Source organism: Thiohalorhabdus sp. Cl-TMA, assembly GCF_041821045.1.
GTDB lineage: Bacteria > Pseudomonadota > Gammaproteobacteria > Thiohalorhabdales > Thiohalorhabdaceae > Thiohalorhabdus > Thiohalorhabdus methylotropha.
Map to the genome: position 1 here is coordinate 386,563 of NZ_JBGUAW010000001.1, position 16,339 is coordinate 402,901.

The 16,339-nt window shown below is 70.2% G+C and carries 21 protein-coding genes; 9 read left to right on the forward strand and 12 right to left on the reverse strand.

Annotated features, from left to right (window positions below):
* Positions 1–67: 67 nt before the first annotated feature.
* A complete protein-coding gene (locus tag ACERLL_RS01755) occupies positions 68–538 on the forward strand; it encodes a GNAT family N-acetyltransferase (protein WP_373654335.1) in 471 nt (156 codons plus the stop codon).
* Between the two features lie 71 nt (positions 539–609).
* On the opposite strand, the gene ACERLL_RS01760 is transcribed toward ACERLL_RS01755, so the two are convergent.
* The 3 genes from ACERLL_RS01760 to ACERLL_RS01770 form a co-directional block, all read right to left on the reverse strand.
* The gene (locus ACERLL_RS01760) at positions 610–1,737 is read right to left on the reverse strand and encodes a CapA family protein (protein WP_373654336.1); all 1,128 of its coding nucleotides are present in this window, start codon (positions 1,735–1,737) and stop codon (positions 610–612) included.
* Positions 1,738–1,908: 171 nt separating this feature from the next.
* A complete protein-coding gene (locus ACERLL_RS01765; protein ID WP_373654337.1) occupies positions 1,909–2,529 on the reverse strand; it encodes a GTP-binding protein in 621 nt (206 codons plus the stop codon).
* A gap of 226 nt (positions 2,530–2,755) precedes the next feature.
* A complete protein-coding gene (locus ACERLL_RS01770) occupies positions 2,756–3,919 on the reverse strand; it encodes a hypothetical protein (protein ID WP_373654338.1) in 1,164 nt (387 codons plus the stop codon).
* Between the two features lie 370 nt (positions 3,920–4,289).
* Between ACERLL_RS01770 and ACERLL_RS01775 the strand changes: the two genes are divergently transcribed.
* Positions 4,290–4,850, forward strand: a complete 561-nt coding sequence (locus tag ACERLL_RS01775) for a ProQ/FINO family protein (RefSeq protein WP_373654339.1) — start codon at positions 4,290–4,292, stop codon at positions 4,848–4,850.
* 119 nt (positions 4,851–4,969) lie between these two features.
* On the opposite strand, the gene ACERLL_RS01780 is transcribed toward ACERLL_RS01775, so the two are convergent.
* Positions 4,970–5,677, reverse strand: a complete 708-nt coding sequence (locus ACERLL_RS01780; protein ID WP_373654340.1) for a metallophosphoesterase family protein — start codon at positions 5,675–5,677, stop codon at positions 4,970–4,972.
* 68 nt (positions 5,678–5,745) lie between these two features.
* Between ACERLL_RS01780 and ACERLL_RS01785 the strand changes: the two genes are divergently transcribed.
* Positions 5,746–5,961: a hypothetical protein gene (locus ACERLL_RS01785; RefSeq protein ID WP_373654341.1), complete on the forward strand. Its 216-nt coding sequence runs from the start codon at positions 5,746–5,748 to the stop codon at positions 5,959–5,961.
* Positions 5,962–6,112: 151 nt separating this feature from the next.
* Here the strand turns inward: ACERLL_RS01785 and ACERLL_RS01790 are convergent, their stop codons facing one another.
* Positions 6,113–7,099 (reverse strand): YbgA family protein, encoded by a 987-nt coding sequence (locus ACERLL_RS01790; protein WP_373654342.1) that lies wholly within the window; start codon positions 7,097–7,099, stop codon positions 6,113–6,115.
* A gap of 116 nt (positions 7,100–7,215) precedes the next feature.
* On the opposite strand from ACERLL_RS01790, the gene ACERLL_RS01795 reads away from it, so the two are divergent.
* Together ACERLL_RS01795 and ACERLL_RS01800 are read left to right on the forward strand one after the other, a co-directional pair.
* On the forward strand, positions 7,216–8,034 hold the full coding sequence (locus tag ACERLL_RS01795) for an SDR family NAD(P)-dependent oxidoreductase (RefSeq protein WP_373654343.1): 819 nt from the start codon (positions 7,216–7,218) through the stop codon (positions 8,032–8,034).
* Positions 8,035–8,052: 18 nt separating this feature from the next.
* Positions 8,053–9,219: a cation:proton antiporter domain-containing protein gene (locus ACERLL_RS01800; protein ID WP_373654344.1), complete on the forward strand. Its 1,167-nt coding sequence runs from the start codon at positions 8,053–8,055 to the stop codon at positions 9,217–9,219.
* A gap of 79 nt (positions 9,220–9,298) precedes the next feature.
* Here ACERLL_RS01800 and ACERLL_RS01805 read toward each other — a convergent pair whose 3' ends face one another.
* The gene (locus ACERLL_RS01805; RefSeq protein ID WP_373654345.1) at positions 9,299–9,904 is read right to left on the reverse strand and encodes a PilZ domain-containing protein; all 606 of its coding nucleotides are present in this window, start codon (positions 9,902–9,904) and stop codon (positions 9,299–9,301) included.
* Between the two features lie 139 nt (positions 9,905–10,043).
* On the opposite strand from ACERLL_RS01805, the gene ACERLL_RS01810 reads away from it, so the two are divergent.
* Entirely contained in the window at positions 10,044–10,718 is a 675-nt protein-coding gene (locus ACERLL_RS01810; RefSeq protein WP_373654346.1) for a uracil-DNA glycosylase family protein, read from the forward strand.
* A 9-nt stretch (positions 10,719–10,727) separates the two neighbouring features.
* Here ACERLL_RS01810 and ACERLL_RS01815 read toward each other — a convergent pair whose 3' ends face one another.
* The 5 genes from ACERLL_RS01815 to ACERLL_RS01835 all read right to left on the reverse strand — a co-directional run bounded on the left by ACERLL_RS01815 (position 10,728) and on the right by ACERLL_RS01835 (position 13,508).
* A complete protein-coding gene (locus tag ACERLL_RS01815; protein ID WP_373654347.1) occupies positions 10,728–11,327 on the reverse strand; it encodes a hypothetical protein in 600 nt (199 codons plus the stop codon).
* A 158-nt stretch (positions 11,328–11,485) separates the two neighbouring features.
* Positions 11,486–12,028, reverse strand: coding sequence for an NUDIX hydrolase (locus tag ACERLL_RS01820; RefSeq protein WP_373654348.1), 543 nt, complete (start codon positions 12,026–12,028; stop codon positions 11,486–11,488).
* Positions 12,025–12,660, reverse strand: coding sequence for a CDP-alcohol phosphatidyltransferase family protein (locus tag ACERLL_RS01825; protein ID WP_373654349.1), 636 nt, complete (start codon positions 12,658–12,660; stop codon positions 12,025–12,027). Before ACERLL_RS01825 ends, ACERLL_RS01820 begins: the two co-directional genes overlap by 4 nt.
* Before the next feature lie 100 nt (positions 12,661–12,760).
* Complete coding sequence (gene sixA, locus ACERLL_RS01830) at positions 12,761–13,225, reverse strand: phosphohistidine phosphatase SixA (RefSeq protein ID WP_373654350.1); 465 nt, start codon at positions 13,223–13,225, stop codon at positions 12,761–12,763.
* Between the two features lie 76 nt (positions 13,226–13,301).
* Positions 13,302–13,508, reverse strand: coding sequence for a DUF2267 domain-containing protein (locus ACERLL_RS01835; RefSeq protein ID WP_373654351.1), 207 nt, complete (start codon positions 13,506–13,508; stop codon positions 13,302–13,304).
* 294 nt (positions 13,509–13,802) lie between these two features.
* Between ACERLL_RS01835 and ACERLL_RS01840 the strand changes: the two genes are divergently transcribed.
* Positions 13,803–14,918, forward strand: a complete 1,116-nt coding sequence (locus tag ACERLL_RS01840) for an inositol-3-phosphate synthase (protein ID WP_373654352.1) — start codon at positions 13,803–13,805, stop codon at positions 14,916–14,918.
* A gap of 3 nt (positions 14,919–14,921) precedes the next feature.
* Positions 14,922–15,332, forward strand: coding sequence for a dual specificity protein phosphatase family protein (locus ACERLL_RS01845; RefSeq protein ID WP_373654353.1), 411 nt, complete (start codon positions 14,922–14,924; stop codon positions 15,330–15,332).
* A 33-nt stretch (positions 15,333–15,365) separates the two neighbouring features.
* Here ACERLL_RS01845 and ACERLL_RS01850 read toward each other — a convergent pair whose 3' ends face one another.
* Entirely contained in the window at positions 15,366–15,884 is a 519-nt protein-coding gene (locus ACERLL_RS01850; RefSeq protein WP_373654354.1) for a dihydrofolate reductase, read from the reverse strand.
* A gap of 310 nt (positions 15,885–16,194) precedes the next feature.
* On the opposite strand from ACERLL_RS01850, the gene ACERLL_RS01855 reads away from it, so the two are divergent.
* On the forward strand, positions 16,195–16,332 hold the full coding sequence (locus ACERLL_RS01855) for a hypothetical protein (protein ID WP_373654355.1): 138 nt from the start codon (positions 16,195–16,197) through the stop codon (positions 16,330–16,332).
* The last annotated feature ends 7 nt before the right edge of the window (positions 16,333–16,339 follow it).

The following is a 16,339-nucleotide window of genomic DNA, read 5'->3' on the forward strand; positions in this document are numbered from 1 at the left end:
TGCGTGGCAGTGCAGGGCGGCCCCCGTGGGCCGCCCGCTTTTTGTGCAGGCACGGGAGGAAAAAAGGATGAGCGGCGATGCGGAGCGGGTGCCCTGCCGGGTGCGGCCCGCGGAGGAGGCGGATCTGGAGGCCATGATCGGGCTCCTGCGGCAGCTCTTCGCCCTTGAGGTGGATTTCGGCGCCGATCCGGAGTGCCAGCGGCGGGGGCTGCGGAGCCTGCTGGCCAGGCCCGGCCAGGCCCGGGTCCTGGTGGCCGAGGGGGCGGGCGCGGTCCGGGGCATGTGCAGCGTGCAGTCCGTGGTCTCCACCGCCGAGGGCGGCCTGGTGGGCTGGCTGGAGGACCTGGTGGTGGCGGAAGGCTGGCGGGGCCGCGGTCTGGGGAGATGCCTGTTGCGGGCGGCTTGCGCCTGGGCGCGCCAGCAGGGACTGAGCCGCCTGCAGCTGGTGGCCGACCGCTCGAATGCGCCGGCCCGGGACTTCTACTGGCGGCAGGGGTGGGATTCCACGCAATTGGTTGTGCTCCGGCGCCGGCTGTAGCCGGCCGGGCTCCGAGGCGCGCGGCGTGCTCAGGAGCCTGAGTCGGAAGGCCCCCGGAGCCGGGCGGCGCCCTACGGGGAGTCGAGGCGGAGGGCCCCTTCCGCATCCAGGGTGGCGGCGGTGCCAAGCTGCTTGCCGAGCGTGGTGATCAGTTCCGCCAGCCAGCGGGCGTCCCCGGGAGCCGCATCCTCCACCCGGAAGCGGCGGATCCGCATGGGCCGCATGCGGAGGTCCAGGAGCCGGCCACTGCGCGGGTCGAGGTCCGGGAAGTACATGAGCGTCAGGTCGTCCCGGAAGGGACCGTGTCCGCCGATGCCCTCGTAGTCGTTCAGGAAATCGCCGCAGCCGTAGAGAATCAGCCGGTCGCGGTACAGCTCCATGCCCCGCACGTGGTGGGAGGAATGGCCGTGGATCAGGTCCACCCCCGCCTCGTCGATGAGGGCCCGGGCCAGGGTCCGCTGCGCCTCGGGGATGGTGTAGCCCCAGTTGGAGCCCCAGTGGATGGAGGCCACCACCAGGTCCCCCGGGCCCTTGATGGCCTGCACGCCCGCCGCCACCTCCGCCGCGGCCCGGGAGGTCCGCTCCGGGAGCAGCCAGACGCCGGCTTGGCGGCTCGCCGCCGCCCATTGTGCGGGGATGCCGCTGGTATCCGAGCCCATGGAAAGGAATATCACCCGGCCCTTCCCCGGCACCTTCAGGATCGCTGGTGCTCGGGCGGCCGCTAGGTTCCGCCCGGCCCCCGCGGAGGCCACGCCCGCCCGCTCCAGGGCGTCCAGGGTTTCCGCCAGGCCTGCGTACCCCCAGTCGAGCACGTGGTTGTTGGCCAGGGCGCATGCGTCCAGGCTCGCGGCTTGGAGCAGGCGGGCGTTGCGCGGGTGCATGCGGTAGTGGATGCCCTTACCGGGCCAGTGGTCCTCGCTGCCGGTGATCGCCGTTTCCAGGTTGGCGAGGTGCCGGTCCGGGGCTAGGGCCGCCAGCCAGCGCAGGGCGTCCCCCCACACGTAGTCCTCCGCCACACCGCGCGGAAGGGGGCCGCTCTCCCGCTCGGCCAGCTCCACGTAGTCGCGGGCATCGCGGACATAGGGCTCGTGCAGGTGCGGCGGGCAATGCCAGGGCATGATCTGGTCGATGCCGCGACCGGTCATCAGGTCGCCGCAGAGGAACAGGCGGATTCGGTCCGGGGCTGCATGCGGGGTCATGCGGGGCCCTCCGCGAGGCGGGGTACGAATCCATTGCACACCCTGGCCGCGGGGCGGCCAAGATGGTCCGCGCCCCGATCCCCGTGCCTTTACCTGCCGGCGCAAAAAACGGCCCGGAACAGGGGATGCGCTCCCTGAACCGGACCGCCGGAGGAGAAGGTGCAGGGGCCGTCAGGCGGACAGGGGGATCATTCCGGCCTCCCGGATGTGCTCGGCCACCGCGTCGAGGCCCGTGCCGGTGCGGAAATCGGTGAGGACGTAGGGCCGGTCGCCGCGCGCGGCGCCGACATCCCGGCTCAGATCCGCCATGGAGGCCCCCATCATGGGCGCCATGTCGGCCTGGTTGACCACCAGCAGATCCGCGCGGGACAGGGCGGCGCCCTCCTCCCGCCGGAGGTCCTGGCCGAGCGAGGCATCCACCACGTAGAGGGTGAGGTCGGAAAGCTCGCGGCTGAAGGCGGCCCCGGGGTTTTGGTTGCCGAACTCCACCAGGACCAGGTCCAGTCCGGGGAAGCGCATGGACAGCTCGCCCACCGCGTTCAGGGTCATTGAGGCGCTCCTGCCGGCGGTGGAGCGCGGGAAGTCGCCCAGCTCCACGCCGATGACCCGTTCCTCGGGCAGTGTCCCGCTGGCGATCAGGAATTCGGCGTCCTGCCCGGTGGCGCGGTCGTTGGTGACCACGCCGATGCTGAGCTCGTCGCCGAGCCGCTTGCACAGGGCGCTCAGGAGCGCCGTCTTGCCGGAGCCGGCGGGTCCGCCGATGCCGACGCGCAGGGGCCTTTGGGTCTCCATGGCCATTCCCTCTTGGCTCGCTAAAGGAAGAGATGCGGTCTTATCCCCGAAATAGCAAGGGGTGTGCCAGAGCGGCGAAGGGCGGCTTATTGAGTCGGAAGGGCGCCTTTTCAAGAGGTTGCGTGCATTCCGGCAAGGGGGTCGGCGGCTGGAAGGGTCGTGGGGCGCGGTGGGGGGCCCAGGCTGGTGCACCGGGCCGGCCGGCCGTGCCGACTTGGTGCGCTGCTCAGGATGCGCCCGGAGACGATGCGCCGGAGAGCTGGTCGTGGACCGCGGACTCCACCTCGTGGACGGGGGCCAGCACGCCGTTACCGGAGTCACGCAGCATGCGCTGGCGCAGGGCGTCCAGGTACGCCGCCAGGCGCTTGCGGAGCTTGGGGCGCAGCTCCGCCTCCGTGCGGCTGTAGTCGTAGACGTCCCAGGCCAGGAAGCCCACCAGCGCGGCGGCGCCCAGCACCCGGCCGCCGAGCCGGCCCCCGGTCCGCGCGGCCCGCCGGCCGCCCGTGCGGGCGACGCGGCCACGCAGGGCGCTGCCCACCAGGGCCGTCTCTCCCGCGGCCGCCCCGGCGCGGGGCGCCCAGCGCATGGCGGCGGCACCCACCCGGCCCATGGCCCGGCTGCCGCGCAGCACCACGGCGGTGGTTCCGGCCGCGCCGAAGGTCACCAGGCCCTTGAGGGTGGTGGGCACCTGCTCATCCTGGGTGCGCGCCTGGGCCAGCTGCAGGCCGATGTGGGAGAGGTGCTGCTGCCAGTCGTCGCGGGGGACCTGGTACTCGGCGGGGATCTCCCGAAGGCGGCTGCGGGCGTGCTCCAGGTAGACGCGCAGGGATTCGCGGGCAATGGCCTCCATGCGCATCTGGGTCTCGCCCGGGGGCATGACCTGCACGGCGAAGGCGTCGCGGAAATCCGCCATCATGGTGTCCTGGGCGCCGGCGCCGCCGACCCAATCGGCGGCCAGATAGCCCAGGGCCTTGAGGTCCCGCCACTGCTGGTTCCAGAAGCCGAAATACCAGGGCAGGAAGTCCTCCTCCACTCGCTGCATGAGCTCCGCCTGCCAGGCATCGAGCTCTTGCCGGGCGCGCTGCTCCGCCTTGCGCCGGGCCTCCAGGAATACCGCGCGGATCTCGGCGTCCACGCTGGACCAGTCCACGGGGGCGGCCACGGTGAAGGTACGGTCCTCCTCCAGCCAGGCGAAGGGGGCGCCGTCCTCGCCGATGTACCGGCTGAGGAGCGCCGCCGTGGCGAGCAGCACCAACAGGAATATGGAGCCCCACTTCGCGGCACGCCAGAAGCGGCCGAGGAAATAGCGGTCGGGGTCCCGGGCCGGCTTCCGGGGCGTGCCGGAAGGCTGGATGCGGGTGTGCGGCTGGACAATGGGCGGACGGGCCATGGGTCCCTCCTGGACAGGGGACATCTCCCTTTAGACAACATAAACGGGGACAAAATCAAGGGGGCGATCCCGGTTTCGGCGGCTACAGGGCTTCGCTGGTTGGAACGAGGTCCTCGCAATGGTGCCCAAGCGTACCGGGGACAGTCCGTGGCAAGCACCCGGGGTTCGGGGGCGTGCCCTAAATCGTCCGATACCGGTACACTGCCGCTGGCTGTGCTGGGGCGTTCCGGGGGTATGCCCATATCGGGGTAGGGGGTTTCCCTTATTTTCCTGGGGGGGTATCGCGGCCACCCTCTCGCCGGAGCAGGGGGCGGCGGTGGGCCGAAACGCACCCGCCGCCGAAAAAAGGGGACAGCGGAAAGAAGGAAGCATGAACCGTCACACGTCCAGCCAGCAGCATTCCAGCGGACGGGCCGATGCGCTCCTGGAAGAGTTCCGGAGGCGTTTCCCGGTGTTCGCCGAGTTCCGGCCGCTGGCGCCCGGCATCGAGAACGAGCTGCAGAGCCATTTTCCGGACGATCCGAACTGGCGCATCATTGCCGCCCTGCGGCGTCATGTGAACGATAGCCGCTACCTGAAAGCGACTTTCGGCCAGCGGCGGCGCTACAACCTGATCGGCCAGGCGGTGGGCGAGGTGACCACCGCCGAGCGTGCCTTCATCCGGGCCAAGCTTCACAAGCGTGCCGAGGCGGGTGAGTCGGCTGCCGAGGAGGCGGACCCCCTCGAAGACCTCAAGAACGGCCAGCGCCTCCTGCTCTCCGGCCAGGTGGACTATCTGTACGGGGAAGAGGTGGCCACCGCCTGCCAGCCCTATCTGGAGCGGATTGGCGAGGAGAAGGTGCTCGAGGAGCTGGGGGTGGAGCTGTTGCGCACCCGCGACGCGGATGACTGGCTGCAGACGGTCCGCGATCGGGTGCCCGACGTGGACTGATCCCGATCCACGCCCGCGGTTGGCCGACCGTATGGTAGGCGAGACGCCTTGCCGTCCATTCGGGGGAGCCGACCGTGTGGCCCCCGCCCCTCCGGAGGCGGCAGACCGGAGTCGGGGGCTCAGCCCGCCTCGGTCCACAGCTCCGCGCGCTGGCGCTCCGTCCCCGTGATCAGCCGGTTCCCCGCCAGGTCGGCGAGCCCCTGCTTGGCCACGCCGATGACCCGGATGGGCTCCGCGTCGTTGCCGGGGATGGTGGCCATGTAGTTCTCGTGCTGGTGGCCGTGGACCACGGTGTGCACCTCCAGCGCCCGGGCCAGGTCGCCCAGGGCCTCGTGCCCATAGGGGTGGGATTCCGGGGCCTCGTGGGTCACCAGCACGTCCGCCCGCTGTTCCCAGAGGGCCGCATAGTCCTCCCACCAGATGGAGGACCAGTGGCGCAGCGGTGGGCCGTCCCGGAAGCGGTCGCCGGCGGGGGTGGCGGCGGCCAGGTCCGCCCGCTGGCTCCAGGTGAGGCCCGCCTCCGGATGCCAGACCTTTTCCCGGAATACCCCCGACAGGCCGGCCACCCGCGTGCCCTTTACCTCGGTTACCCGACCATTGAGGTCGCGATGGACCAGGGGGTCGTGGTGGGTCAGGCTCGCCTCCCGGTCCGTATCGTGGTTCCCCAGGATGAAATGGACGCTGGTCCGGCAATCGAGGGCCGGCAGCGTCTCGGGAAGCGGCGGCTCGTTGTCGCCGAGCAGGATCAGGGCGTCCGGCCCGTGGCCGCGGACGGCCTCTTCCAGGTGGCGGAAGGCTCCGTGGGGATCACCGGCGAAAAGCAGCATAGGCTCCAAACTCGTGGTGGCTCGGGTCCGGATCGGTCTCCGGCCGGTTTTTCCAGGATCCGGGTGAAGTGGCGTGGCTGGATAAGCTCCGACCCGGCGACGCCGGGCTGGTGAAGCTGCTGGTGCTCGGGATGAAGCGCTTCATGGCCGCCTCCCCGCGCTTCTCCAGCCAACCTAGCAGCCGTCGCCCCGGCTCCGACAGGGGCCCGGGGCGCGGCGCGGTCCGGCAAGGTCCTGCGGAACCGGATTGCCTGGGTGTGGACCAGCGGGCTCACCGCCGGTGAGCCCCCGGGCCTATTCAGGCCGCCATCGGCCCCTCGGAGCTCCGCACCCCGGGCTCCGCCGAGAACGGTGCCCTCGGCTGGCGGGAATGCTTCAGCCGCGACATTCTGCGCCGCCTGCTGGCTCCGCGTGTGCCGTCATGGTCATGATCGCTCAGAGGCGGTTGCGCAGCATCAGCTCCGCGGGGTGGGGCTGGAGGTAGATCTGGTCCTCCACGTAGGGATGGGGATGGCGCCGGAAATGGTGGTTGAACAGGGTGATGGGTACCACCAGCGGGACGAAGCCTTGGCGGTAGGACTCCACCACCTCCACCAGCTCAGCCTTGTCGCCCGGGTCCAGGCTCTCCTTGAGGAAGCCCATGAGGTGGTAGAGGACGTTGGTGTGGCCCTTGGGCCCGGCGGGTCGGCGCAGGGCCTCCATGAGGGAGTGGAAATAGGTCCGCGCCGTGGCCTCGAAATCCCCGTTTCCGGCCTCGGCCACCAGGCGTCCCAGCTCGCGGTAGGGCTTTTGTCCGTGGGCCATGACCAGCAGCTTGTGGCGGCTGTGGAAATCCACCAGCGCGCCGGGCGTGAGCCCCTCGGCCTCCAGGGTACGCCAGCGGTAGTGCACGAAGACGCGCTCGATGAAGTTCTCCCGCAGGGTGGGGTCGCCCAGCCGCCCCTCCTCCTCCACCGGAATCTCGGGCCGCTCCTCCATGAACGCCCGGGCGTAGACGCCGCGGCCGTCGCTGCCCGCCGGCTGGCCCTCCGGGGTGTAGACCTTTACCCGTTCCATGCCGCAGGAGGGAGAGCCCTTCTTGAGGATATAGCCGTGGATGGAATTGAGCTCCCCGGCCATGCGTCGGCCGTATTCGGTAAGCTCCTCGGTAACGTCCAGGTCGGGGCTCCGTTTACCCACCACCCGCACCGGCTGGCCCTTATCACGGACCAGGTGGATGGGCTCGCGGGGGATGCCCAGGCCGATGGCCGCTTCTGGGCAAACGGGGACGAAATCGAAGTATTCGCCAAGGGTGCCGGTTATGTAGGAGTTCCGCTTGTGCCCACCGTCGTAACGGACCTCCTCGCCAAGCAGGCAGCTGCTGATGCCCACCGGGATCTTGGACTCGGGCAGATGGGGAACCGTGGAGGTGGTCTGACGCACGATGGGGGACCTTTGTGGAACGGGGTTACGGTGCATTCGGTTTTTCGGACAAGCGCGCATGGGGTAGATTCCCCTGTTTCACCCTATCTTTTTGATCGCTCGGGAGACAGTGCTTGATGGAACTTGGGCTGGCGGGTAAACGGGCATTGGTCACCGGGGCCTCCGGCGGTCTGGGCGCGGGCATGGCCGAGGAGCTTGGCCGGCACGGCGCGCGGGTGGTGGTCCACTACCGCAGCCGCCCCGAGGGGGCGGAGCAAACGGCCGCGGCGGTACGCGCCGGGGGCGGCGAGGCGGTGACCGTGTACGGGGACCTACGCGCGGAGTCCGCGCTGGAGCGGGCGCTCCGGGAGGCCTGGGCAGTTTGGGACGGGCTGGACGTAGTGATCAACAACGCCGGGGTGGTGCTCAAGGCCGCCGCCCTCGACGCCGGGTCCGAGCACTGGGACGACACCCTGAACATCAACCTGCGCGCGCCCTATCTGCTGGCGCGGCGGGCGGCCGGGGCCATGATCGCCGCCGGTATACCCGGGGTCATCCTGCACAACACCTCCATCCACGGCCACAGGTCGGTGCCGCACTTCTCCGCCTACGCCGCCTCCAAGGCAGGCCTGGAGGCGCTCATGCAGGTGCAGGCCCTGGAGTGGGCGGAGCACGGCATCCGCGTGAACGCCGTGGCCCCGGGGGTGGTGCCGGTGGAGCGCACCGCCGAGGCCCTGGAAGCCAACCGGGCGGGCTTCATGCCCCATATCCCCCTGGGACGCTACGGCGCGGTGGCGGACATCGCCCGGCTCACCGCCTATCTGGCCTCCGATGCCGCGGGCTGGGTGACCGGACAGTCCTTCGTGGCCGACGGCGGCACGCTGGCCCGGCTCGATCTGCCGCGCCGTCCCAAACCGCCGGCGCCGGGCGCACCGGAGCCCGTGGATCCCAGCTGAGCTGGCGGAGCGAGGGCCTTGCACGACCCCATCCTGACCGCCCTGTTCCTGGTCTTCGTGGGTGCCGCGCTCGGCGCCACGGGGGCCCTGTTCGCCCGGCAGTCCATGCTGGTGGGCTATATCCTGCTGGGCATCCTGTTCGGCCCGTCCGTGCTGGGGTGGGTGAGCAGTCCCGACCTCATCAAGGAGGCGGCCGGCATCGGGCTCATATTCCTGCTGTTCCTGCTGGGCTTGAACCTGCACCCCCAGAAGCTGGTGCAGCTGTTCCGCGAAGTGACCCTGACCACGCTCCTCAGCTCCCTGATATTCGCCGCCTTCGGTTTTGGCGTGGCGGCGGCCTTCGGCTTCGGCACCGGGGAAAGTGCGGTGATCGGGGCGGCCACCATGTTCTCCAGCACCATCATCGGCCTCAAATTGCTCCCGGCCACCGCTCTGCACCACCAGCACATCGGCGGGGTGGTGATCGGCGTGCTGCTGCTGCAGGACCTGCTCGCCATCGCCACCCTCATCGGTCTGCAGGGACTGGGGACCGGGGAGGCGGGCATGGGCGATCTCGCCGCCCTCGTGCTGGGGCCGCCGGCGGTGATCGCCTGCGCCTTCCTCGCCGAACGGTTCCTCCTCCGCCATGTCTGGCACCGCTTCGGTCAGGTCCAGGAGTACGTCTTCCTTACCGCCGTGGCCTGGTGCCTGGCCGTGGCGGAGCTCGGCAGCGTCGTGGGCCTGTCCCACGAGATCGGCGCCTTCATCGGCGGGGTGGCGGTGGCCAACAGTCCCATATCCCGCTTCATCGCCGAGAGCTTGCGGCCGCTCCGGGATTTTTTCCTAGTGCTGTACTTCTTCGCGCTCGGCGCCGGGCTGGAGCTGGGCATGGTGGAGGACGTGGCGCTGCCGGCGGCGGTACTGGCGGGCGGCACACTGCTCCTGAAGCCCTGGGTGTTCCGCCTGCTTCTGAGCCGTGTCCGCGAGAAGGGGGAGCTGGCCACCGAGGTGGGCGTACGCCTCGGGCAGATGAGCGAGTTCGCCCTCTTCATCGCCATGGTGGCGACCACCAGCGGCGTCATCGGCGCGCGGGCGGCTTCCCTGATCCAGGTGGCCACGGTGGCCACCTTCATGGTCTCGTCCTTCGTCATCGGGCGGAGCTATCCCTCGCCGATTGCCGGAACGGCGGCGCTGCGGCGGGATTAGGGGGTCGTCCCGCTTTGGCGGGGCGGCGACTCCGTGGTGGGTGGAATGGAGCGGCGTGGGGCGGAGGACGGGCGGGCGCCTAGAGCTTGGTGGTGAAGATCTCCAGGCCGAGGTGGTAGCCGGAGTCCAGGGGCCGGCAGTGCACCACCACGCACTCGTAGGTGCGGCTTGCCCCGTCCGGGTCGGCCACCGTGACCCGGATCACGCCGTCGGGCTCCAGGGGCGTATCGGTCTCGATCCCGATGCCGAAGGCGGAGGTATCCAGCAGGGTCCCCTCGGCGGCGCCGTCCGGCCATTCGAGCTGTACGCTGCGTCCGGGCTCCGGGAGCTGGCGACTGGCCAGGCGGTGCTCGGCGCCGCGCAGGAAGAAGGTGAGCCGCAGGCGGGCGTTGTGCAGGTAGTGGGTCAGCGTGCTGGACAGGCCGCTGCCCTTGGAGGCGTCCACCAGCGCACTGAAGCGGGTGACCAGATCCTCGCTGTCTTGGACGGATTGGTGGCTGGGCTCGGGGGCCGGAAAGGCGGGGTTCGCTTCCCCCGTGAGGTGGGCCTGGATCCGGACCAAGCGCTGCCGTACCGCGGCCAGCTGCCGGGCCAGGAGGGGATCCACCCGGGCGGCCCAGGCCGCGTTCACCAGCCCGTCGATGCGGGCCAAAAGATCCTTGAAATCCTGAATCTGCTCCTGCACCCCTACCCCTTCGGCCGTGACCCTTGGAATTGCCGGCAACCTTAGCCCCGCGAGTCGATTTGGACAAGGCGGCTCCGTAAAACGAGGAGGATGCACCATTTCCGATCTGATTGCCATTGATGACGAGCTGCGCAAGGCCGTGGATTCCCTGCGCTTTTCGGAGGCGGTGGACTACGTGTACAACCCCCTGGACTATGCCCGGGAGCCGCACCGGCAATACCTGGAGCGGTTCGGGCGTGGGAAGCGGGAGGTGGTCCTGGTGGGCATGAATCCGGGGCCGTACGGCATGGTCCAGACGGGGGTCCCCTTCGGGGAGATCGGCATGGTCCGCGACTGGATGGGCATCGAGGGCGTGGTGGACCGTCCGGAGCGGGAGCACCCCAAGCGCCCGGTGGAGGGCTTCGCCTGCCCGAAGAGCGAGGTGAGCGGCAAGCGCCTCTGGGGATGGGCACGGGAACGCTTCGGGGCGGCGGAAGCCTTCTTCGGCCGGTTCTACGTGGCCAACTATTGCCCTCTGGCCTTCTTCGAGGAATCCGGCGCCAACCGGACCCCGGATAAGCTCCGCAAGGCCGACCGGGAGGCCCTGTTCGAGGCCTGTGACCGGGCCCTGGCCGCCACCGTGGACGCCATGCGGCCGGAGTGGGTGCTCGGCATCGGCCGTTTCGCCGAACGGCGGGCGACCGCGGCGTTGAAAGGCCGGGACGTGCGCACCGGCATGGTGCTGCACCCCAGCCCGGCCAGCCCCAAGGCCAACCAGGGCTGGGCGGAGCAGGCGGAGCAGGCCCTGCGGGACCTGGGCATCGCCCTCCCCTGAGGGGATGCCCTACAGGATGGCGAAGACCTCGAGGCCGATGTGGTACTCGAAGCGGTTCTGCTCGCAGTACACCACCAGGCACTCGTAGCGCCGCCGGCGGGCTTCCTCCTGGGTGGTGAGCCGGGCCACCGTGCTCACCGCGATGGGGTTGCGGCCGATGACGCCGGCGCCATAGGCGGAGCTGTCCACCACCTCCACGGTCTCCCGGCCGCCCGGCCATTCGAGCTCCGCGGTCCCCGTCTTCTCGTCGCGGTTGACGATCCGGCGCCCCGCCTGGCCGCGCAGGGAGAAGCGCATGCGCAGACGGGCCGTATGGAGGTAATGGGTGAGCGCCGAGGGCAGGCCCGCCCCGCGCGCGGCATCGGTGAGCATGCCGAACTGGTTGAGGAGGTCCTCGGTATCCGTCACCGACTTGGACTGGGCATGGGTACCCGGCTCCGCCTCCGCGGGCTGCCCGGTGAGGTGGTTGTGGATGCGCACCAGCCGGTGGCGGATGGTCACCAGGAAATCCACGGTCTCCGCGTCCACGTGCGACCGCCTGGCGGAATCCGCCAGGCCGTCCATGTGACTGATCAGGTCCTCGAACCGGGTGATGCCGAGCGTGGTCAAGGCCGCTCCCAACTGGGGAATTGTCCGGCGCCGGCAATCGGCCGCGCCAAGCGAACCATAGCGGGGTGCCGACTTTCGGGCAAGCATACCTTAGGAGGTATCAGAGGGGTACGGGAGCTCCTCGGGGAGAAGGGGTTATGGGCGCCTCAAGGCCGGTTTTATAGCTGGTCCCGGGCCAGGAGATAGCCGCCCATGGTCTTGGCGTCCACATGGCCGGCGGCGACGGCGTCCCGCAGCTCGTCCTCGGTGAGCAGCACGGTTTCCAGGTCCTCATCCTCGTCCTGGGCCGGCGGTTCCGCCAGCGCCTCGAGCTCCCGTGCGAGGAAGGCGTGGATGTGCTCGTCGGAATAGCCCGGCGCGAGCGGGAAGCGCCCCAGGTCCCGCCATTGCCGGGCCCGGTATCCGGTTTCCTCCTGGAGCTCGCGCTCGATGGTGCCCGCCGGGTCCTCGCCATCCTCCACCGTGCCGGCGGGGAACTCCAGCAGCCAGTCGCCCACGGGGAACCGGTACTGCCGCACCAGAACGAAGCGTCCGTCCCCGGTAACGGGAACGGCCATGGCGCCGCCCGGGTGGCGGATGGTCTCGAACTCCCCTTCCACGCCGTTGGGCAGGCGCAGGGCGGCCACCTCGAAGCCGAATTTGCGGCCCTGATACCGGAGGCGCATGGAAAGCTGTCGTGGTTCCTGTTTATCGCGGCTCATGCATCCCTCGAGCTCGGGAGATCGGGTGGCCCGCCGCCGGTCTGGCGGCGGACATGGAGGATCCGCTGGCCGACCGTCCACAGGGAGAGGACAGCCAGGAGGAAGACGGCCTCCGCCAGCACATTGAAGAGCAGGCCGATGCCCAGGAGACCGACCCGCTCGGGCCTGCTCAGCCAGCCCACGGTGCAGGCTAGGCCGAGCCCCTCGGCGCGTGCCCGCGTGTAGCTGGTCAGCAGGGCGCCCAGCAGGCCGAGCGCCACCACGGCCACTGCCAGGGCCTGGCCCTCCAGGGCGAACCGGTAGGCGGCGGCGGCCAGCAGGGCGCCCTCCCCGAGGCGGTCCAGCGTGGAATCGAGGAAGGCGCCGAAAGGGGTGGTGCGGCCCGAGGCGCGGGCCAGGGTGCCGTCCAGCAGATCGAAGGCGCTGCCCACCAGGAACAGCGCCCCCGCGGTCGCTAAGTGGCCCGCTGCCAGTGCCCCCGCGGCGGCGAGGGTTAACAGCAGGCAGGCAGCGGTGACCTGGTTGGGCGTGACCGGGGATCGCGCCAGGGCGCGCACCAGCGGACCCAGCAGCCTTTCCAGCCCGGCCTTGCCCGCCTCGCGTATCCGTTCCACGGGCGAGGGGCGTGGCATGGTCGGTGGCCTCCTGGATCTGGGTCCCAGCTCCAAGGGTAGGGGATCGCCGTTTGCGAGGCAATTTCCCGGAATGGCGGTGCCTTCCCGAGGGCTTGGTTCAGCGCACCAGCTCGGGACGGACCATCCAGGCCACCTGCCAGCCGCCATCCGGGGCGTGCTCCAGGCAGACCACGCTTCCGGGCTGGAAGCCCACCGGCGGTTTTGCATCGCCGCCCACCACCAGGGTGCCCGCCAGTCTGCCCAGGAAGGGCAGATGTCCCACCAGCAGGAGGTCCCGCTCCTGGCCCCCTATTTCTTGGGCCATTTCCGGCGCGGGGTCGTCGGGCCCCAGCCCGGACACTGCCTCGGGCAGGAGGCCCGGAGCCACCTGCTCTCCCACCAGCTCCGCGGTATGGCGGGCACGGGTCTTGCCGCTGTGATGGATGCCCTCCACCACCACGCGCGCCTGACCCAGGAAGGAGGCGATCGCCCGCACGTCACGGGTGCCGCGCTCCGAGAGCGGCCTGTCCGGGTCCGCCTCCTTGGAAAGGGCCTCGCCGTGCTGCATCAGGTAGATCCGCATGCTCCCTCCTCAGATTCGTGACGCAGGCGGCCCGACCCGGGGAGACCGGCACGGGCCGGGCCGAAGGCGTTGCACGCTAATGCGTACCGGCCTCGTGGGGCCAGAGCGCCCGCACCTCCTCGGGCAGCATGGCGCGAACCTCTTCCACCTCATAGATGCCGCGCACCAGCATGGGCAGCTGCGCGGCGAGGTCGAAGGCCTCGTTCACCTCCAGGCGGTCCCGTACCGGGTACAGCACGCCGCGCAGGGCGTGATAGGCCACCTGGCGGTCCTCCAGGCCCAATCTCCGTCTCCTGGACGATGCGGTCCAGGGAGGAAACCGTGAATCCGGTCATGGCGCAGCCTCCTCGAACGAGTCGATGATGGTGAATGCATGCTCCTACTGCATTGGAGGATGGCGAGACGCCGACGGTTTCAAGGAGTGGGGGCGCGGAGGCGCGGGGGTGCTTGGGGGAGTGGTGAAGGGGTGTTTAAGGTGGCGGTAGGGGCCTTTGCAGTGTCTGGGGACAGAGGCATGGGGGAAGGGACAACCGTACCGGGGCGGGAGCCTCCGGCGGCCGTGAAAGGAGGAGGGTCCATGGAGCACGACGGGAAACCGGTCCGGGTGGCCATCGCGGGAATCGGCAACTGCGCGAGCGCGCTCGTTCAGGGTCTGCACTATTACCGCTCCAGGGAGGGTGCGGACGTGGCCGGTCTCATGCACCCCCGCATCGGTTCCTGGGGGGTGGCGGACTGGGAGGTGGTGGCGGCCTTCGATGTGGACCGGCGCAAGGTGGGCCGCCCTCTGGAGGAGGCGGTGCTCGCGGCCCCCAACTGCACGCGGATCTTCCAGGAAACGCTGCCGCCCTCCGGGGTAACGGTCCAAATGGGCCCGGTGCTCGACGGCGTGGCGGCGCACATGACGGATTACCCGGAGGACCAGGCTTTCCGGGTGGCCGATGCGGATCCCGTGTCGGTGGCGCGGGTGCTCCGGGATACCGGGGCCGAGGTGCTGCTGTGCTACCTGCCGGTGGGCTCGGAGCGGGCGGTGCGCCACTACGCGGAGGCCTGCCTGGAGGCCGGAGTGGCCCTGGTCAACTGCGTTCCCGTGTTCCTCGCCTCCGACCCCCAGTGGGCGGAAAACTTCCGCCGCCACGGCCTGCCCCTGGTGGGCGACGACATCAAGAGCCAGGTGGGGGCTACCATCGTGCATCGCAGCCTGGCCCGCCTGTTCAACGACCGGGGCGTGCGCCTCAGGCGCACCTATCAGCTCAACACCGGCGGCAATACGGACTTCCTCAACATGCTGGCCCTGGAGCGGCTGGCCTCCAAGCGGGCCTCCAAGACACGCTCCGTCCAGTCGCAGCTCGACACGCCCCTGGCCGACCGGGAAATCCATATAGGCCCCTCCGACCACGTGGCCTGGCAGGAGGACAACAAGGTGGCCTTCATCCGGCTGGAGGGGGAGGGGTTCGGCGGCGCCCCGGTGGAAGCCGAGCTGCGCCTGTCCGTGCAGGACTCGCCCAATTCCGCGGGGGTGGTCATCGACGCCCTGCGCTGCGCCAGGCTCGGTCTGGACCGGGGACTCGCCGGCCCTCTGGAGGCGGTGTGCGCCTACTACATGAAATCCCCGCCGGTGCAGATGCGGGACACCGTGGCGCGGGACCGGTGCGACGCCTTCATCCGGGGGGCGCCCCCGATGGCCGGGGACTGAGCGATGGACTGGATCCTCGACGGCCTGGCCGTGGGGCGGTACGCGGAGGCCCGGGAGCCGCCGGAGGAGGTGGACGCCCTGTTGTGCGTGGCCGCGGAGAAGGAGGTGGACCCGCGCGGGCGGCCTTATCACAAGGTTCCCATGGCGGATATGCAGCCCATACCGGCAGAGCAGCTAACCGAGGCCGTGGTCTGGATCCGGGACCACATCGCCGGGCACCGCATCCTGGTGTTCTGCAACGAAGGGGTGGGCCGCTCGCCCTCGGTGGCGGTGGCCTACCTCTGCGCGGTGCGGGGGATGGGCTTCGGTGCGGCGGTGGAGCACGTGGCCGCCCGCCGGCCGTATGTCTCCACCCTTCCCGGGCTGATCACCACGCTGAGAGAGGTGCGGGAGCGCCTGGCCCGGGGCCGCTGAGGAGCTGCCGGGCACCGGGGCCCCGGTGCCGGATCATAACGGACGCTCGAAGACCCAGAAGGTGCAGGCGTAGGGGTTCTTTTCGTCGGCGGGACTCTGGTGGGATTCCACGAGGGACCATTCCGTGAAGTCGGGATCGGTGAGGACGGTATCGCCTTCCGGCGCGCAGTGGACGCGTGTCAGCCGCAGTCGGTTCGCCCGGGGCCAAGCCTCCCGGAAGATCTGGGCCCCGCCCACCACGAATAGCTCTGCCTCCCCCGCCTCCTCGGCGCGGGCGATGCCCGCTTCCACGGAGCCTACCGGGATCACTTCGGGGTGCGCGGGCAACCGCTCGGGCTCCCGGGTCACCACGATCAGCCGGCGTCCCGGCAGGGGGTTGGGGCCCTCCGCCGTGGGGCCCAGGGAGTCGTAGGTCTTGCGCCCCATGAGCAGGTGACGGCCCTTGGTCTGGCGGGCGAAGTAGCGCAGGTCCGCCGGGAGGTGCCAGGGCATGCGATTGTCCTTGCCGATCACGCCGTTCTCGGCGGCGGCGACCAGAAGGGTGATGTCCATGGCGTGCTCCCTGCTCCAGTGTCCGCGTGCCGGGGATTCTACGGGGAACCGCGGTACGGGGCCAGCGGCGGTTCCCGAGGGCGCCGGCCCGGTCTCCGTCCAAGGAGGCCGGGATTTTACGGAGGAAGGCGGGCCGTCCCCCATCGGGGAGATCGCCCAGGCCCGCACTTCCCGTGCGGCAGGAGTCCAATCAGTTGGGACTTCCTTCCATACATGGCCTTCCGATCCCCGGGCCCGCCCGGCATGTCCCAACGGCCCGGAGGAAACCGCTCCGCGAATCGGCATCCCCGCACGGGGCCGAGGTGGTGACATGAAACGCGTATTGAGATGGGTCCTGCTTGCCGGGGGCGCCCTGTTCCTTCTGCTCGGGGTGAGCGTCATGGCGTTGACCCTGCTGGTGGATGCCGATGCCTATCGGGGCCAGCTGGAGAACCTGGCGGAGCGGTAGCTGGGCC

Bases quoted from the DNA above. Each gene is read 5' to 3' on its own strand.
- ACERLL_RS01770 (WP_373654338.1), bottom strand. From the start codon at position 3,919: ATGGCCCGTCCGCCCATTGTCCAGCCGCACACCCGCATCCAGCCTTCC.
- ACERLL_RS01855 (WP_373654355.1), top strand. From the start codon at position 16,195: ATGAAACGCGTATTGAGATGGGTCCTGCTTGCCGGGGGCGCCCTGTTC.
- ACERLL_RS01825 (WP_373654349.1), bottom strand. From the start codon at position 12,660: ATGCCACGCCCCTCGCCCGTGGAACGGATACGCGAGGCGGGCAAGGCC.
- ACERLL_RS01850 (WP_373654354.1), bottom strand. From the start codon at position 15,884: ATGGACATCACCCTTCTGGTCGCCGCCGCCGAGAACGGCGTGATCGGC.
- sixA (WP_373654350.1), bottom strand. From the start codon at position 13,225: ATGCGGATCTACCTGATGCAGCACGGCGAGGCCCTTTCCAAGGAGGCG.
- ACERLL_RS01760 (WP_373654336.1), bottom strand. From the start codon at position 1,737: ATGACCCCGCATGCAGCCCCGGACCGAATCCGCCTGTTCCTCTGCGGC.
- ACERLL_RS01780 (WP_373654340.1), bottom strand. From the start codon at position 5,677: ATGCTGCTTTTCGCCGGTGATCCCCACGGAGCCTTCCGCCACCTGGAA.
- ACERLL_RS01765 (WP_373654337.1), bottom strand. From the start codon at position 2,529: ATGGAGACCCAAAGGCCCCTGCGCGTCGGCATCGGCGGACCCGCCGGC.
- ACERLL_RS01775 (WP_373654339.1), top strand. From the start codon at position 4,290: ATGAACCGTCACACGTCCAGCCAGCAGCATTCCAGCGGACGGGCCGAT.
- ACERLL_RS01845 (WP_373654353.1), top strand. From the start codon at position 14,922: ATGGACTGGATCCTCGACGGCCTGGCCGTGGGGCGGTACGCGGAGGCC.
- ACERLL_RS01820 (WP_373654348.1), bottom strand. From the start codon at position 12,028: ATGAGCCGCGATAAACAGGAACCACGACAGCTTTCCATGCGCCTCCGG.
- ACERLL_RS01840 (WP_373654352.1), top strand. From the start codon at position 13,803: ATGGAGCACGACGGGAAACCGGTCCGGGTGGCCATCGCGGGAATCGGC.
- ACERLL_RS01755 (WP_373654335.1), top strand. From the start codon at position 68: ATGAGCGGCGATGCGGAGCGGGTGCCCTGCCGGGTGCGGCCCGCGGAG.
- ACERLL_RS01795 (WP_373654343.1), top strand. From the start codon at position 7,216: ATGGAACTTGGGCTGGCGGGTAAACGGGCATTGGTCACCGGGGCCTCC.